Origin of the sequence: Nostoc sp. (assembly GCF_036917315.1) — a bacterium.
GTDB lineage: Bacteria > Cyanobacteriota > Cyanobacteriia > Cyanobacteriales > Nostocaceae > Nostoc.
In genome coordinates this window covers 100,805-115,903 of record NZ_JBALDR010000013.1, presented here as the reverse complement: position 1 = coordinate 115,903, position 15,099 = coordinate 100,805, and the positions used below count along the sequence as shown (strand labels likewise).

12 protein-coding genes are annotated in these 15,099 nt (G+C 40.2%); 3 read left to right on the top strand and 9 right to left on the bottom strand.

Features of this window, described 5'->3' with window-relative positions:
- A complete protein-coding gene (locus V7K84_RS06800; protein WP_334837054.1) occupies nt 1-663 on the bottom strand; it encodes a hypothetical protein in 663 nt (220 codons plus the stop codon).
- Here V7K84_RS06800 and V7K84_RS06795 point away from each other — a divergent pair.
- Together V7K84_RS06795 and V7K84_RS06790 are read left to right on the top strand one after the other, a co-directional pair.
- Nucleotides 662-2,368, top strand: a complete 1,707-nt coding sequence (locus V7K84_RS06795) for a peptidase domain-containing ABC transporter (protein ID WP_442940932.1) — start codon at nt 662-664, stop codon at nt 2,366-2,368. The genes V7K84_RS06800 and V7K84_RS06795 overlap by 2 nt on opposite strands.
- Nucleotides 2,369-2,716: 348 nt before the next feature.
- Nucleotides 2,717-2,875, top strand: a complete 159-nt coding sequence (locus V7K84_RS06790; RefSeq protein WP_334837053.1) for a hypothetical protein — start codon at nt 2,717-2,719, stop codon at nt 2,873-2,875.
- A 95-nt stretch (nt 2,876-2,970) separates the two neighbouring features.
- Here the strand turns inward: V7K84_RS06790 and V7K84_RS06785 are convergent, their stop codons facing one another.
- A complete protein-coding gene (locus tag V7K84_RS06785) occupies nt 2,971-4,152 on the bottom strand; it encodes an AGE family epimerase/isomerase (protein WP_334837052.1) in 1,182 nt (393 codons plus the stop codon).
- A gap of 192 nt (nt 4,153-4,344) precedes the next feature.
- On the opposite strand from V7K84_RS06785, the gene V7K84_RS06780 reads away from it, so the two are divergent.
- Nucleotides 4,345-5,244 carry an aspartoacylase gene (locus V7K84_RS06780; protein WP_334837051.1) on the top strand — a complete coding sequence of 300 codons (900 nt, stop codon included), beginning with the start codon at nt 4,345-4,347 and terminating at the stop codon, nt 5,242-5,244.
- Between the two features lie 75 nt (nt 5,245-5,319).
- Here the strand turns inward: V7K84_RS06780 and V7K84_RS06775 are convergent, their stop codons facing one another.
- From V7K84_RS06775 to pheT, 7 genes are all read right to left on the bottom strand, one after another.
- Entirely contained in the window at nt 5,320-6,114 is a 795-nt protein-coding gene (locus tag V7K84_RS06775; protein ID WP_334837050.1) for a Tab2/Atab2 family RNA-binding protein, read from the bottom strand.
- Between the two features lie 156 nt (nt 6,115-6,270).
- The gene (locus V7K84_RS06770; RefSeq protein ID WP_334837049.1) at nt 6,271-6,540 is read right to left on the bottom strand and encodes a YciI family protein; all 270 of its coding nucleotides are present in this window, start codon (nt 6,538-6,540) and stop codon (nt 6,271-6,273) included.
- Nucleotides 6,541-6,605: 65 nt separating this feature from the next.
- Complete coding sequence (locus V7K84_RS06765; protein ID WP_334837048.1) at nt 6,606-7,745, bottom strand: ATP-binding protein; 1,140 nt, start codon at nt 7,743-7,745, stop codon at nt 6,606-6,608.
- A 4-nt stretch (nt 7,746-7,749) separates the two neighbouring features.
- Entirely contained in the window at nt 7,750-10,197 is a 2,448-nt protein-coding gene (locus V7K84_RS06760) for a WD40 repeat domain-containing protein (RefSeq protein ID WP_334837047.1), read from the bottom strand.
- 1 nt (nt 10,198) lies between these two features.
- A complete protein-coding gene (locus V7K84_RS06755) occupies nt 10,199-11,764 on the bottom strand; it encodes an ATP-binding protein (RefSeq protein WP_334837046.1) in 1,566 nt (521 codons plus the stop codon).
- A gap of 472 nt (nt 11,765-12,236) precedes the next feature.
- Nucleotides 12,237-12,398 carry a hypothetical protein gene (locus V7K84_RS06750; RefSeq protein ID WP_334837045.1) on the bottom strand — a complete coding sequence of 54 codons (162 nt, stop codon included), beginning with the start codon at nt 12,396-12,398 and terminating at the stop codon, nt 12,237-12,239.
- A gap of 203 nt (nt 12,399-12,601) precedes the next feature.
- The gene (pheT, locus tag V7K84_RS06745) at nt 12,602-15,052 is read right to left on the bottom strand and encodes a phenylalanine--tRNA ligase subunit beta (protein ID WP_334837044.1); all 2,451 of its coding nucleotides are present in this window, start codon (nt 15,050-15,052) and stop codon (nt 12,602-12,604) included.
- Nucleotides 15,053-15,099 lie beyond the last annotated feature (47 nt).

The following is a 15,099-nucleotide window of genomic DNA, read 5'->3' as shown; positions in this document are numbered from 1 at the left end:
TTACTCTCTAGTAATTGGTAAGCCTAGCCAATCGCTAAGTTCATAAGCTAGCCAATCAAGTTCTGGAGGAGTAGCAGGAAAAAAATAAAATTCACCACTTAAAATATCATACTTTTTTATTCCTGCCCAGATTGTCAAGCAAGGTTGATTATATGTATCCTTACCGCGTTCTAGACGTAGAATATCTTGTCTCAAACTTGGAGATGGATGAAACCGTTTAATTCCGAACAATTCATAAATCAAGATAATTTTTTGATGATTAATACAAAGCTTCTTTTTACCAAAAATACCTATCAAAATAAAAATAAATAATAAAATTATCAGGGATAAAAATAATATAAAAGATGCCAAAGATCCCAAGTTAACAATGTTACCATCAATAAAAATTGGCAATACAGGGATAAATAAAATAATTGGTATAAATATAACTAAATTCATAATAGTTCTTTGGCTAAGGAAACCTTTAGGTGGGATGAGAATTTCTAAAGAGTTAGCATTCTTAGTCAAGACAATTTTACTGTCAGCAGGTTTTCTAGGGGATGAATTACTTTGTATCCTGGGAATCTGAGATGTATTTCCTAGTTTATTTAAGGCTTGCAAAGCGTCTTCAGCAGAAGTCAAACGTTTACTCGCAAATTGTGGTGCTGCTTGCCTTGCAACCATAGCACAACACTACGGTAGAACCTTCGGCATCAACAAAATGTGGGAATTAGTAGGTACAGGTAAGCAAGGTACTACTCTGCTTAGTTTAAGACGAGGAGCGGAAAACTTAGGTTTTAATGCCCGTCCAGTCAGAGCAACTCCTGAATTAATAGAACGCTTGGATAGAATTTCTCTGCCTGCCATTATTCACTGGAAAGGATATCACTGGGTTGTTTTGTACGCACAAAAAGATCAGAAATATGTTATCGCCGACCCAGCAGTAGGTATTCGCAAGCTCAACCATCAAGAGTTATTAGAGGGATGGACGAATGGTGTCATGCTGTTATTAACTCCAGATGAAACTCGTTTTTATCAACAGGAGTCGGATAAAATAGACGGCTTTGGACGTTTCCTCAAAAGAGTTTTACCCTATAGCAAAATACTTGCGGAAGCGATCGCAATCAATATTGTAGTTGGACTTCTTTCTCTAGCTTATCCTTTAATGATGCAGCTCCTCACAGATGATGTTTTGGTGAGGGGAGATATACAGTTATTAACTACCGTAGCCATTGCGGTTATTACCTTAAATATTTTTCAAGCTGCTATTGGGATTGTTCAATCTCACTTAGTAGGACAATATGCTCAAAGGCTAGAGTTAGGATTAATTTTAGATTACGGGTATAAACTCCTGCGCTTACCCTTATCTTATTTTGAAGCCCGTCGCAGTGGGGAAGTTGTTAGCCGCATTGATGATATGGAAAGAGTTCATAATCTAGTTTCTCAAATTGTTTTGGGTTTACCCAGTCAATTTTTTATCGCTGTCATCTCTTTGGGAATAATGATTTTTTATAGTTGGCAGCTTTCTTTAGCTTCCTTATTTGTCTTTATAATAGTTATGGGTATTAATTGGCTATTTTTACCAGCTTTACGACAAAAAACCCGTGCTTCTATTATTTTAAATACAGAAATTCAAGGTTTTCTTGTAGAAACTTTTCGCGGTATCCAAATACTTAAGACAACCCAAGGTACTCCTCAAGCTTGGGAAGAGTATCAAGCTAATTACGGTCGCCTCGCTAATTTTAAGTGGAGTACCATGAAGCTAGGGTTTTACAGTACCACCGTTACAACTCTATTCAATAGTTTGACAAATATTGGTTTGCTTTGGTTAGGCAGCTACTTTGTAATTAATCGCACTCTAAGTATAGGTCAATTACTTGCTTTTAACGGCATGAGTGGAAATTTCTTAGGGTTTTTGAGTTCGGTGGTAGGCTTAGTTAATGAATTTATTATTGCTCAAGTAGTAATTCAACGCCTCACAGAAGTCTTAGATGCTACAACAGAGGATGAGAAAGAGTGTAAAAAACCTTGGGCGGAAATCACTGTTAATACAGATATTGTTTGTACTAACCTGAATTTTCATCATCAAGGTAGAGTTAATTTATTAAAAGATTTCTCTCTCATCATTCCTGGGGGAAAAGTAACAGCCTTAATTGGACAATCAGGTTGTGGTAAAAGTACTTTAGTTAAGTTAATAGCGGGATTATATGAATTGCAATCTGGTAATATTCGTTATGGAAGTTATAATCAGCAAGATATATCTTTAGACTGTCGCCGTCAACAAATAATATTGATTCCTCAAGAACCGCACTTTTGGAAGATAGCAGATATCCATGACAATTTTTTTGCTGTTGATTCAGTATTTATATGGCTCATTTTCCCAAACTAAGCTTAGTAAGTAAATATATGGAATTTTATTCGCTATATAGTCTTTATTCTTATAATTATCAAGCTTTTCAAATGCAATATTTTTCAGGTATTTACATATATAAATAATATTTATATAATCCTTATTAATTAGTTATAGTCTTACAGGATTTATTTAAATTTATTAATAAACTTTCTAAATTATTTCTGCCTATTTACACTTAGATTTTTGTTCTGCTCAGGTATCAATTGTATGAAACGCTAAACTGGCATAGGTGCTGTAGCTTGCAAATAAGAAATTGGAACAACACGATTTTGTGAGGTTAGCTTAAAAACAAGCGATCGCACGACGAGACAATTCAGCTTTACGTTGCTGTTACGGTTCAGTTTTCGTTTTCGCACGTTTGTGGATGTCTGCCAAGATAACGATACTGTTGGCGAAATACTACTTATACCAATTCTGTATGAAGATGCGCCTATAGTGCAAGAAGAACAAACCGCCAAGAGCGCCAAGTACGCTAAGAATTAAGAGATTTGGCGCAACTTCACAAAGAAACGGTATAACCTTAAAGCCGTTGTTACTACAGCTTAAGTTGTGGTTATGAACATGGATTTTGTAAGAGTCTATTGCAAAGGAGTAGCGATCGCCTCAAATTGCTGCCAACAAAGATACAATGCACGCGGTACGTGAAAACATCCTTTCCATTTGCCACCTTTAAGGTTCAACAATACTTCTCCACGTCGATTCAGGTAGCCAAACCATTCACCGTATTCGGAATCAGCAAAGTGTGACCAGGCGTAATCGTGCATCTTTTCATACCATTCCCAACACACCTCACGCCCTGTCAACCGATAGCCCATCGCTAATGCAACCAAAGACTCTAGGTGAACCCACCACAGCTTTTGATCCCATTCCAATTGTTGTGGGGGATGACCATCTGCATCCATAAAGTAATACAGTCCACCGTACTCGCTATCCCAAGCAAAATTCAGGATATTTAGCACCACATCAACGGCTTGGTTAATAGTTTTAGTATCGTTTTGGCGACGCGCGATATCCATGATGAACCACATAGCTTCGATACCGTGACCTGGATTAATCAGCCTTCCCTCAAAACAATCTATATGGGAACCGTCAGGGGCAACGTTTTCGTACATTAGCCCCCGTTCTTGGTCGAGAAAATCGGTCATCACTTCCCGGACTGTCTCAGCTAGAACATTCTCTAGTGTTTCCTTTGGCAGCAACCATTCCATTTCTAGAGTCAGGTTGGCTAAAATCATTGGTACAGCTAATGATTTCATCGGGCGTGTGCCGGGATAGGTTTTATTATATTTACCCTTTGGGTTATCTTTGCGGCGTAATACGTTGTTATAAGCTTGCATTGCTACATCCTTTGCCCATTCTTCGCTGCTAGCGAGTGCATATTTACTAAATGCCATCGCTGCAAAGCAATCAGAAAAGATGTTGTAAGGATGAACCAATGGTTTTCCTTCACGGGTGAGGGCAAAGTACCAGTTACCATCGCTATCTCTGCCATGTTGGGCGAGAAAATTAGCGCCATTGCTGGCAATTTTTAGCCAATTTTCGCGCTTTTCTAACTGGTTGTAAAGCATTGAAAAAGTCCATACTTGGCGGTTTTGCAGCCAAATGAATTTGTCTGTATCATAAATTTTGCCTTCGCGATCGAGGCAAGTGAAATAGCCGCCTTGCTGCCAATCGATAGAATATTTTTCCCAAAAAGGGAGGACATCGTTGAGGAGAGCGTTTTTGTAAAGTTCAGCGAGCGCTTGAAAATTATACTCCATAAATTTCCTCCCCATTTTGTGCTAAAGCTAACAGCTTAACAGTTATCATATTTTGGCTCAAACATGGTGCGTAGGCGTAGCCCGTCGTAGATATCGCGTCAGTCTTTTACAAGATTTAGTCAGCAGCAGTTATACTTCTATCTTGTATCTTGCACCATTCTCAATAACCGTAGGGGAGCCAGTGAGGTTGTTATGAGTCAGATTGAACGAGTTGCGATCGTTGGAGGAAACCACGGTAATGAGTTAACAGGAGTACATTTAGTCAAAAAGTTTCAGCAATATCCTAATTTAATTGACAGGGCAAGTTTTGAAACTCTGGCATTACTTGGCAATCTCAAAGCTATTGAAGAAGGCAAACGATACATTGAAAAAGATTTAAATCGTTGCTTCACTAATCAAGGCTTACAAAATCCCCAACTCTCAAGTTATGAAGAGACACGGGCAAAAGCAATTCAAAAGATATTGCAACCGCAAAATCAGCCCTTTGTAGATGTAATTGTTGATTTACACAGCACAACTGCCAATATGGGGTTAAGTCTGATTTTTTGTGATATGCACCCTTTCTTGCTTCGGTTAGGCGCTTATTTAAGTTCTATCAACCCTTTGGTGAAAGTCTTTATTAATCAAGAATCCAAAGAAAATGGTTTTCTCCGTTCTTTGTGCGAATTGGGTTTTGTTATAGAAGTTGGGGCTGTGGCTCAAAATGTTTTAAACGCCAAATTATTTCAAGAAACAGAACAGCTTATTTATGCAGTTTTAGATTATTTTGAAAAGTGCAATCAGGGTAATATTCCGCAGACAAGCAACCACCTTACACTTTATAAATACATTGGAACTGTCGATTATCCTAGAAGCGATGCCTACGGTGGGCTGCGCCTACGCGGGGAAATTCAAGCCATGATTCACCCCCAGCTTCAGTTTAGGGATTATCAACCTTTGCATCCAGGCGATCCAATGTTTCTGACTTTTGAAGGAAAAGATATTTTCTATGAGGGAGCGTCTACTGTTTATCCTATTTTTATTAATGAAGCAGCTTACTACGAGAAAGGAATTGCGATGTATTTAAGTCAAAAGCAGGAAGAAATAGTTTAATTTGTTCATTGCCTTCGTTTCACTTTTATCTCTATTTTTATTCCCTAACACCCCTAAACTAGAAATCCCAGAACTTCAATTTTCTGCCTGCAATAACCAAAAGCCGCTATAAGTCATACCAGAATCATCGGGTTGAACTAACAAAAAATGCAATCCTCGGCTTTGCTTTTTGCGTTGTTCAAATGCTTGGGCTGCTGTTGTAACTTCTGGATCTTCAAATGTGGCAACAATCCATCTATCTACCAAGCTAGCTTCTAATATTAAGCCATCCGGTGCGCCAGAAATGTAGTTCAAGCTGACGGCACGGGCTTGCTGCAACCAGCGTGCTAGGCGCATTGATTGCCGTCCCCCATAAATAACTATGCCAGGAACGGGGACTGTTGATGCCAAACCTAAATTGATCGGTTTGAAATGTTCTGGAATGTGCAAAATGGGAATAGGGCGATCGCTAAATCTCGTTTCTACATCACTAGCAGCTAAACTTGCAAAACGCCATTGTTCTCCCCAGAGGTTTTCTGGTAATGGTGCTGGGGGTGGTTTATCCAGCGTTGAGGGATATTGCTTTTCTTGTAACCACTGCTTTAACGCCAAGGTGTGGCGGGTAGGTTCGACATTAATACTTAAGTTGCGTCCAGCCGCTTCAATTAAGCTTAGAGACTGAGGACGAAACACCTGAATTACATCTGGCAATTTTTCACCAGCAGCTAGCTCAAGTTGAGTCGCAACCCAATTAGAATTTGCTGCTGACTGGAGACAGCTAGCTTCATATTGAAAGCTGCGAGTTGCGTCACAAATCAACAATTCCCATAAAATTTGTCCAGACGCATCTTGTGAGGGACGACGATAAAAATCAACCTGCCAAATTTTCATAATTATGTAGGCATGGGGTATAGAGGGATGGGAGAGGGAGAGTATCGGTGAGAGTTAAAACTAAAAGTTTTAAGTTCAAAGGCTCAACTTCCGAGTTCAGAGGTTCAACATTCAAACTCATCTTCCCATGCCCAATGCCCAATGCCCAACACCAATTTATATAGCCTGAATCCATTCTTTGACAGAATATTCAGTCCAGACGCCATTTTTCCAGTAGGGATCATTTTCAATTAACTGGCGCACGATCGCTTCGTCTTCGGCTTCGTAAATCCCAAAAACTTTTGTGACATCTTTGGTGGGGCCAATGGTAATCAGCACACCGGATTCTTTCTGTTTTGCTAATCCGTCTAAATGAGCTTGGCGATGGGGGGTGCGTTTTTCGAGAACGTCTTCGCAGTAAGTTCCCCAAAGTACATATTTAGTCATAATTGCTTGTTACTCCTACTGGTTAATAAGATATTACTCTTGCGGTTTCTAAGCGCTCTTTTAACTCAAAGCTTAGACTCAATTTGTTGACTCAACCAATCACGAAAGTTAGCATGATAAACACTATAATGCATTTGTGCTGCTATTGATTCTAAATTTAAAAACTCTCGCCACTTGTCTAAAACTTCCTTTATTTCATATTCATCTACATCTAATATTTCTGCGCTCGCTTCTATTGATATCGGTTGCTCTTGAACTAAGATATTTAACACCTGCAAAGCCATTGATTGCTGTTTATGGGTTGCTAAATTCATTTTTTCTAAATGATTTTGGTAATATATCTGTAAATTTTGGGGGTAAATATCCTGATTAATAGCTGCTAAAATTTCTTTAACATACATAAAATTGGTTTCATCATCAAAACCTTGCTCTGTCATGTTGAGCGAAACATCTTCTTCGCTAACGCTATGCACCCTGCGGGAAGCCGCAGAAGCATCTACAGGATGACATGATTTACTTAAATAAGTTTTAATATATTCCTGGATATCAGCGCGATTTTGTTCAAGGTAATTTGATAAATCTAAAGATTGGGCTGGTGTTTCAATTAATAAACCTGATTTATCTGCCAAAAAAGGACGGCGACTAAGGATAAAATAAACTTTGTCAGGTAGATAACGGGGTAAATAGAAAATATTTGAGCCGCGTGGTTGATTGTTGAGATCAATTCTATCGCAGCCATCTATAGTAATAATTAAACGTTGTTTTGGTTGCAATCTATTGCTGATTTGTTGCAGTAACAACGATAAAAAACCACTGTCTTCTGTGGTAGAGTCAGGAAAGCTAGGGGTAAGATTGTTTCGACTCCGCTCAACACAAGTTTTAATACCTTGATTTTGGGCAATTTCTATTAATTGAGTGCAAATCGTTGTCAGAAATTCCTCAACGCGATTTTTACCTGTAATTTCGACATTGTAATAAACAACTCCCGGATTTTGGCTGACATAATGGGCAAGAATGGCACTTTTACCAACACCAGGATCGCCGATAATAGTAAAGTAGCCCCGGTCAGATTGACTGAGAAAGTTATTGATAGCAGAAAAGACAAATTCACGACCGACAAAATTATGATTTTTAGCAGTAATGATTTGCTGAAATTCTAGGGGATATCTGGGGATATCGATCGGATTTTCCGCGATCGATTTCATTTTTTTAACCCCCTTCTAAACGGAGGAAATGAACCCGCCCTGAGCTTTCGCCTGCTGCAATTGTCAATCCATCTGGGGAAACAGCACAGCAATATATATAACTTTCACCAGTGAAAGTAGAGATTTCCTTTGCTGTGTCTAAATCCCACAATCTCAGGGTGTGGTCAGCAGAAGCAGAAAGGCCTTTTTGACCATCTGGGGCGATCGCTACTCCTCTTACCCAGTGGTTATGACCTCTTAGGGTAGAGATTTCTGTTCCTGTCTCTAAATCCCACAGTTTTAAGGTCTTGTCATCTGAAGCAGAAAGGGCTTTTTGACCATTTGGGGCGATCGCTACTGCATTTACTGAGTCGTTATGACCTCTCAGGGTAGAGATTTCCTTTCCTGTCTCCAAATCCCATAGTTTCAGGGTGTTGTCACTAGAAGCAGAAACTGCTGTTTGACCATCTGGGGTAATGACTACTGCATTTACTGAGTCGTTATGACCTCTCAGGGTAGAGATTTCCTTTCCTGTCTCCAAATCCCACAGTTTCAGGGAGGTGTCACTAGAAGCAGAAACGGCTGTTTGACCATCTGGGGTAATGACTACTGCATTTACCGAGTTGTTATGACCTCTCAGGGTAGAGATTTCCTTTCCTGTCTCCAAATCCCACAGTTTCAGGGAGGTGTCACTAGAAGCAGAAATCGCAGTTTGACTATTTGGGGCGATCGCTACTGCATTTACCGAGTTGTTATGACCTCTCAGGGTAGAGATTTGCCATCCTGTCTTCAAATTCCACAGTTTCAGGTTATTAGAAGCAGAAACTGCCTTTTTTCCATCTGGGGCGATCGCTACTGTATTTACTGAACCTCTATGATCTCTCAGGGTAAAGATTTCCCTTCTCGTCTCCACATTCCACAGTTTCAGAGTCCACAATTTCAGAGTCCACAGTTTCAAGGTGTTGTCACTAGAAGCAGAAACGGCTGTTTGACCATCTGGGGTAATGACTACTGCATTTACTAAGTCGTTATGACCTTTCAAGGTAGAAATTTCCTTTCCTGTCTCCAAATCCCACAGTTTCAGGTTGTTAGAAACAGAAACGACTGTTTGACCATCTGGGGTAATGGCAACTGCTGTTACTGAGTTGTTATGACCTCTGAGCGTAGAGATTTCTCTTCCTGTCTTCAAATCCCACAGTTTCAGAGTGTGGTCACTAGAAGCAGAAATCGCTGTTTGACCATCTGGGGTAATGACTACTGCATTTACCGAGTCGTTATGACCGCTCAGGGTATAGATTTCTCCTCCCGTCTTCAAATTCCACAGTTTGAGGGTGTGGTCACTAGAAGCAGAAACCGCTGTTTTACCATCTGGGGCGATCGCTACTGCATTTACCGAGCCTTTATGACCGCTCAAGGTAGATATTTCCCTTTTCGTCTCCAAATCCCACAGTTTTAACTGTTTCAGACGACCTCTCAGGGAAGGGAAATCTCTTGCTGTCTCCAAATTCCACAGTTTGAGGGTGTTGTCACTAGAAGCAGAAACTGCTGTTTTCCCATCTGGGGCGATCGCTACTGCTGTTACCGAGTCTTTATGACCTCTCAGGGTAGAGATTTCTTCTCCAGTCTCCAAATCCCACAGTTTCAAAGTCCACAGTTCCAGGCTATTAGAAATAGAAATTGCTGTTTGACCATTTGGGGCGATCGCTACTGCTGTTACCGAGTCTTTATGACCTCTCAGGGTAGAGATTTCCTCTCCAGTCTCCAAATTCCACAGTTTCAGGGTGTTGTCACTAGAAGCAGAAACTGCTGTTTGACCATTTGGGGTAATGGCTACTGCATTTACTGAGTCATTATGACCTCTTAGGGTAGAGATTTCTCTTCCTGTCTCCAAATCCCATAGTTTTAGGGTGTTGTCAACAGAAGCGGAAACTGCTGTTTTGCCATCTGGGGCGATCGCTACTGCATTTACTGAGTCGTTATGACCAGTCAGAATACGCACTAGGTTTCCACCCGGAGAGGTTAAACTGGCTGTAATCGGTTGAAGTCGAGGAATTTCACTTTTACTTTGTACTGAATCTGCCAATATTTTCTGAATTTCTGGCTCAGGAAAACTCTGCAATCTTCCCCATAATTGTCCTACTAATTGATTTGGGTCTTGATTCAAAACATGGGCTGATAACTGTAGGGTACGTTGAATTAATTTCAGGGGTTTGATTTGTTCTGGGTCTAGTTTCTCTTCTTCTTCTAAGCTATCTAATATCTCTGGGTCATCAATCAAATAATAATCTCTAATCAGGCTTTCTACTCCAAATTGAGGATATTGAATTTTCAAACAAATAAAATCGAAATCTGTGAGAGTTTGATAATATTTTTCCGAGTTCCCAGCTTTTAATTGTTGTTCAGGAAATTGGCCCAAAAACAAATTTTGAAACTCTGCTGATTTGGATGCTAATTTAATGGCAATTTCCCCCAATTTATGCCATCTCCTTCAGCATAAAATTAGCCATACTTTTATTAACTTCTTTAAATAGTTTTCGACCTTTACCTAGTTTATCTTGACCTTTAAGAAATTCTAGAAAACTCTGATGGTAAATACTATAGTAAGTTTTTTGGTCATCTTCATTTACTTCCGATTTTACATACTCAACCCAATCATTTAACACTGATTTTACTTCATATTCATCCTCATCAAGAATTTCTGCAATCATGTTTAGGGATATTGGTTCACCTCTTTCTACCAATATATACAGTATTTTTACCTTTTTTTCATTGGATTCTTTATCCATCCCCATCCGGTTCCAATGAGCCATATAATAGTCATGAAGACCTTGTGGTAATCCCTTTAAAGTTAAATCATTGTATTTACCTTCAGAGATTCCGGGTAATATATAGCGCAAATATATAAAATTATTTTCACTCTTAACAGCTATTTCCTGAGTAAAAATATCTTCAGAAATATTGCGCTCATTAATCCAATTTCTTAGTTTATAATCATTATTCAAAAATAATTGAATGTACTCTTTTACATCTTCTTGACTCAAAGCTGTATAATCACGCTTTGTTAAATCTAATTCATCTACAGGAGTATCAGGAGACAAAGTTAAACGTTTTGTTTCTTGATTGTAAAGTCTTCTAGTCAGTAAAAAATAGACTCCATCGGGAAGATTTTGTGGTAAATCTAAAAGATTACTATTTCCTTCTTGTTCTACTTCATCTAGTGCATCAACAACAATGATAAGTTTCTGTCCTTTTAGTTCTTCACTGGCTTTTTGCAGGAAAGTTCTCAAATCAGCGTTGTCTACATTTTGAAGAGAATGACGCTTGATTAATTGTTGACGAATACTGGCTAAAAACTTTTCTGGTTTGTTGCGTCCTTCTGCGAAAACATTAAAATAACAAGGGAACTTAGTCGCTAAAACGTATTTAGCAGCAATGGAACTCTTACCCATCCCTGCATCCCCAATCACAGAAAAATAACCCTTGCTTTGAGTTGTGAAGAATCTTTGAATAGCCTGAAAAACAAAATCACGACCGCAAAATAAGCGAGTTTTTTCAAAGATTAAGGCTTTAAATTCTTTGGGATAAACATCTAAATTCCAATCTGGATAAGGCTGATATTTGGAGGCTTTCGTTTGTTTAGCAACCGCAATAAAGGCTTCACCAAATTCTTCTAATTCAGCCAAAAAGTTAATTTTAGCATTGATTATCTGCGTTTTTAGTTCGCTATTTTGAGTTATAAATTTTTTTGTATTATCTACAAATTTAAAGGGAGCATTAGAACTGTAAGCATCCCAAAAATAATCTTTAATTACTTTTTCTCTAAACAGCTTTAAAATTGCTTCCGGCTTAAATACACCATATTTTACCAGAGTGTAAGCATAAACCCCATCAATATCATCAGGAATTTGCGTAGGATTGAGTTTTAATTCTTGTAAAACTTTGATAACAGCTTCGTTTTTTTGAGCTTGTTTAATGATTAGTTGACTAGCTTGAGGAGCATATTTACTAATCACTGAAGTAATGGCGGCAAATTCTATCATGGCATATTACCGAAAACTTACTATCTTACGAGCAGTATTATACTAAGTACTGTTGCATAATATTATAGTTGCATAATGTTGTTGTATTTAAATATCTGCTAAAACTACTGCTGCTGGGGCATTACCTACGCAGGGCAAAGCTTACACACAGTACTGCAATTGCGATACTGCTTGTACAAAATATCTAATCTGACGTTGCTTACCTAGTGATAACACTGATTTATTAAAGGAAATTGGATTAGTATTATTTAGATGCGATCGCCTCCGGTGGGGCGTAGCCCATCGCTACACCTCGTACATCATCAAATATGATATCTGTCAAACTACTCATAATAAAACAACGCTTCCCCGCAAGCGGCTACGGTGTACGCACAAACCGGAAAAACTTCTCCACCAAAGATTTACGGTACGTTACGCTGGCGTGACAAAGCTAAATTGTTGCAATCATGGCGATGCCTACGGCTGGCTACGCCTACGCATTTGTTATTTCGGCAATCGCATTTGTTGATTCGGCGATCGCATTTGTTAATTTGGCGATCGCATTTGTTAATTTGGCGATCGCATTTGTTGATTCGGCGAACTCATTTGCTATTTCGGCGATCGCATTTGTTGATTTGGCGTATCCATAACGCACCTACTGGCGTGTCAACAAGTCTGAAATAGCTGATTAACCAGGATTTTACCCCACCCTAACCCTCCGCTTATAAAGGGGAGGGAACTAGATTTCTTTTTCCCCCCTTTCCAAGGGGGGTAATTCGACTTGTGTGTACACTGTAGCCTCGGGCGGGGTGGGGTTCTTGAGGTTTAGCAAGTAATCAGCCGGACATGATATAACTTCTAACTTCTCAAGTTCACGCCGAATTTTTCCACCAAGGCTTCGCGCACTTTATTATGTACTGGTTCGACTTCTGCCTCAGTAAGAGTGCGATCGCTAGCCCGATAAATTAAGCGGAATGCTAAACTCCTCTGTCCTTCGGGGACATTTTCGCCCCGATATTCATCAAATAATTCCACAGATTCGAGCAAATCTTTACCCGCTTTGGTAATTACTTTTTCAATTTCGGAAACTGAGATTTTCACGGGTGCGAAAAAGGCGATGTCGCGATCGCTAGCTGGATATGTAGAATAAGGCTGGAATGTGGGGACGAGAACTTCATCTTGTTCTAGCGAATCTAAAAGCACATCTAGATCCAACTGGAAAACGTAGACGGAATCTGGTAAACCTTTTTCTCGCCGCAGTTGGGGATGGAGTTGCCCAAAAATACCCAGTCTGTTACCCCGAATCCACAGAGAAGCGGTACGTCCTGGATGTAAGCGATCGTCGCGGCGATCGGGTTGAAATTCGATTTGCAAGCTAAGTTGCCGAAATACACTTTCTAAAATGCCTTTGGCTTCAAACCAGGTGATGGGTTCTTCGCGTCCACTTTTTGACCATTTACCAAGGGTGCGATCGCCTCCGATAATTCCCGCCAAAGCTTCTGTTTCTTGCAAACCGTCTTCTTCTTGCCAGAAAATTTGCCCGATTTCAAAGCCGTTCAGCGCACCATTACCCTGCTCTAAATTGTATTGAAAGGCATCAATTAACCCAGAGATCAAATCGGTTCGCAGCGCTGAATATTCAACAAATAAGGGATTTGACAGGACTATATTTCTGTCTTCTCCTGGTTTGACTAAAGAATAGTGGATTAATTCTGTCAATCCTTCAGCCCGCAGGAAAGCTCGTAATTTGCGAATTAGTTCTTGATCTAAAGGTAGATAACCAGCTTCCGCTTTTTCTGGTAAAGTATCGCAGAATTTGTTGTAGCCATAGAGACGGGCGATTTCTTCAATTAAATCAATTTCTCGCTCTAAGTCACGGTAACGATAAGGTGGGACGGAAACTGACCACGTAGGTTGATGGCTGCTATCTTCTCCTGAAGAAGTTAATTGACACCCCAATGCAGTCAGGATGCGCTCAACATCTTGTTTTTGAAGTTCGCCTGTGTCTTCTTCTAAATCGATGGGCCCCAATATCTGATTAACTCGGTCTAAACGCAGGGCGATAGAACGACTCCAAGTAGACGGATCGGGGCGGGTGTCGGCAATTTCCTGCTGGACAATAATTCCACTCGCTAATTCGCTAATTAAAGATAAAGCGCGGCGATTAGCTATTTCCAACTCAGCCCGGTTAACTCCCCGTTCGTATCTGCCAGAAGCCTCACTTCTTAACCCAACACTCCGAGAAGAACGGCGAATTGCCACGGAATCAAATAAAGCTGCTTCTAAAACTAGGCTTTGAGTACCTTGATGGACTTCTGTTTCTTCCCCACCCATGACTCCCGCCAGTGCAACGGGTTTTTCGTTAGCGGTGATTAATAAATTTTGGGTTGTTAGGGTGCGAGTTTGTCCATCTAGGGTTTTGAGGGATTCTCCATTATTGACGAAGCGAACGCCGATGCTTAAATTTTCGCTACTTGCAACAGATTTTAGGCGATCGCGATCAAAGGCGTGCAGTGGTTGTCCCCATTCCAACAAAACGTAGTTAGTAATATCCACCACATTACTGATGGGACGTACCCCAGCCGCCCGCAAACGCTGTTGCAACCATTCGGGAGATGGAGCAATTTTCACCTGTTCAATTACCGTACCGATGTATGCAGGACAAGCTTGGGTATCGGCAATTTTTAAAGCTAAATTTCCGGCATTTTTGGGAATAGATACTTCACCAGGTTCAGGAATGCTCAACTTTCCACCCGTTAAAGCGGCTACTTCTCTGGCTACACCTACCATACTCAAAGCATCAGCGCGGTTGGCAGTTGCAGTCAGGTCTAAAATTACATCATCTAAACCTAACAACGGCCGGACATCACTACCCAATGGTAAATTTTCCTGGGTAAAAATATGAATTCCATCGACATCGGTGGGCAAACCGAGTTCCTTTAAAGAACAAATCATGCCCTGAGATGGGACGCCACGTAGTTTTGCAGGTTTAATTTTTAAATCGATGTTGGGTAAGTAAGTACCCGTAGTTGCCACAGGCACATAGATATCTGCCTTCACATTGGCAGCGCCACAGACAATATTTAAAGTTTCACCTGCACCGATATCTACTTGGCAAACACTTAATTTATCGGCGTTGGGATGGGGTTGACGCTCAAGCACTTTGCCGATCACCACGCCATTTGCCCAAGTGCGGCGGTCTTCAATCTCTTCAACCTCAAACCCCGCCATTGTCAGGGTTTCGGCTAATTCTTCTGGACTAAGTTTTATCTCTACTAGTTCGCGCAGCCAATTTAGAGAAATACGCATGGAGTGTGCTTGTTTTAGGAATCGTCTTTTGCTCTTATTTTAGGGTG

Excerpts from the sequence above, each read along its gene's own strand:
- V7K84_RS06755 (WP_334837046.1), bottom strand. The coding sequence starts at position 11,764 with ATGATAGAATTTGCCGCCATTACTTCAGTGATTAGTAAATATGCTCCT.
- V7K84_RS06780 (WP_334837051.1), top strand. The coding sequence starts at position 4,345 with ATGAGTCAGATTGAACGAGTTGCGATCGTTGGAGGAAACCACGGTAAT.
- V7K84_RS06800 (WP_334837054.1), bottom strand. The coding sequence starts at position 663 with ATGGTTGCAAGGCAAGCAGCACCACAATTTGCGAGTAAACGTTTGACT.
- V7K84_RS06770 (WP_334837049.1), bottom strand. The coding sequence starts at position 6,540 with ATGACTAAATATGTACTTTGGGGAACTTACTGCGAAGACGTTCTCGAA.
- V7K84_RS06765 (WP_334837048.1), bottom strand. The coding sequence starts at position 7,745 with ATGAAATCGATCGCGGAAAATCCGATCGATATCCCCAGATATCCCCTA.
- pheT (WP_334837044.1), bottom strand. The coding sequence starts at position 15,052 with ATGCGTATTTCTCTAAATTGGCTGCGCGAACTAGTAGAGATAAAACTT.
- V7K84_RS06775 (WP_334837050.1), bottom strand. The coding sequence starts at position 6,114 with ATGAAAATTTGGCAGGTTGATTTTTATCGTCGTCCCTCACAAGATGCG.
- V7K84_RS06785 (WP_334837052.1), bottom strand. The coding sequence starts at position 4,152 with ATGGAGTATAATTTTCAAGCGCTCGCTGAACTTTACAAAAACGCTCTC.